The sequence below is a fragment of the Streptomyces californicus genome (genome assembly GCF_000717645.1).
GTDB lineage: Bacteria > Actinomycetota > Actinomycetes > Streptomycetales > Streptomycetaceae > Streptomyces > Streptomyces californicus.
In genome coordinates, this window is the sequence record NZ_JNZZ01000070.1 from 1 (window position 1) to 1,639 (window position 1,639).

Here is a 1,639-nt window from a genome sequence, read left to right on the forward strand (position 1 = left end):
CGATCTGGCGGCTTACGCGCACCAGGACGTGCCCTTCGAGCGTCTGGTCGAGGTCGTCAGCCCGCAGCGTTCCATGGCCCACCACCCGCTGTTCCAGGTGATGGTCGTCCTGGACAACAACGTCGAGGCCGCCTTCGACCTCCCCGGCGTCGACGCGTCCTTCGAGGGCGCCGACCTCGGCGTGGCCAAGTTCGACCTCACCTTCCACCTGGAGGAGACCTCCGACGGGCTCAGCGGAGAGGTCCAGTACGCCTCGGACCTGTTCGACGAGGCGAGTGCGCGAGGTCTGGGCGAGCGGCTCGTCCGCGTGCTGGAGGGGCTGCTCGCGGATGTGGACGGCCGGGTGGAGCTGTTCGCGGCACGGGTCGCGGCGGACCCCTCGGCGCCCGCGCTGGCCTTCGAAGGCGTTGAGCTGACGTACGGCGAGGTGGCGGCGCGGGTGGACGCGTTCGCCGGACACCTCGCCTCCTGCGGGGTGGGCCCGGAGGCCGTGGTGGCCGTGGCGCTGCCGCGCTCCGTGGACCTGGTGGTGTCGCTGCTGGCGGTGCTGCGGGCCGGTGGCGCGTACGTGCCGGTGGACCCGGACTATCCGGCGGACCGGGTGGCGTACATGCTCTCGGATTCCCGGCCGGCCCTGCTGGTCACCGACAGCGCGACACTGCCGGGGCTCGGTGAGTGCGGGGTGCCGGTGGTGCTCGTGGACGGACTCGCCGACGAGCCCGGGACGCCCGTGGCCGCGCCGGCCTACCCGCGTGCGGACCACCCGGCCTATGTGATCTACACGTCGGGTTCGACGGGCCGGCCCAAGGGGGTGGTCGTGCCGCACGGCGGCATCGCCTCCCTGGCCCGCGCCCAGCGGGACGCATTCGGTGTGGGCCCGGGCAGTCGGGTGCTGCAGTTCGCGGCACTGAGCTTCGACGCGGCGGCCTGGGAGATCGTGATGGGGCTCCTGTCGGGAGCGACCCTGGTGGTCGCCCCGGCGGAGCGGCTGATGCCGGGACCCGACCTGGCCGCACTCTGCGCCGAGCAGGACGTGACGCACGTGACCCTGCCGCCGACGGCGCTGGCGGTGCTGCCGGACGATGCGCTGCCGGCCGGCGCGACGGTCGTCGTGGCGGGCGAGGCGTGCCCGCCGGAACTGGTCGCCCGCTGGTCCGAGGGTCGCCGCATGATCAATGCCTACGGTCCGACCGAGACGACCGTGTGCGCCACCATGAGCGCGCCGCTGTCGGGCAGGACCGTGCCGCCGATCGGCCGTCCCATCGCGGGTGCCCGGGTGTACGTGCTGGACGCGGCCCTGCGTCCGGTGGCTCCCGGCGTCACCGGCGAGCTGTACATCGCCGGTGACGGCCTGGCCCGCGGCTACCTCGGTCGTCCGTCGCTGACGGCCGAGCGGTTCCTCGCCGCTCCGTTCGGCCCGGCGGGCTCGCGGATGTACCGCACCGGCGACCTCGCGCGGTGGACCTCCGACGGAGAGCTGGAGTACCAGGGCCGGGCGGACACGCAGGTGAAGGTGCGGGGCTTCCGCATCGAGCTGGGTGAAGTGGAGTCCGCCCTGAACGGCGTGACGGGTGTGACCGGGGCGACGGCGGTGGTCCGTGAGGACCGTCCGGGCGACCGGCGCCTGGTCGCCTACTAC

1 protein-coding gene is annotated in these 1,639 nt (G+C 73.7%); it reads left to right on the top strand.

Features of this window, described 5'->3' with window-relative positions; translation table 11 throughout:
* On the top strand, nt 1-1,639 hold a 1,639-nt coding region (locus IF19_RS0134240), incomplete at both ends, for a non-ribosomal peptide synthetase (protein WP_030290299.1).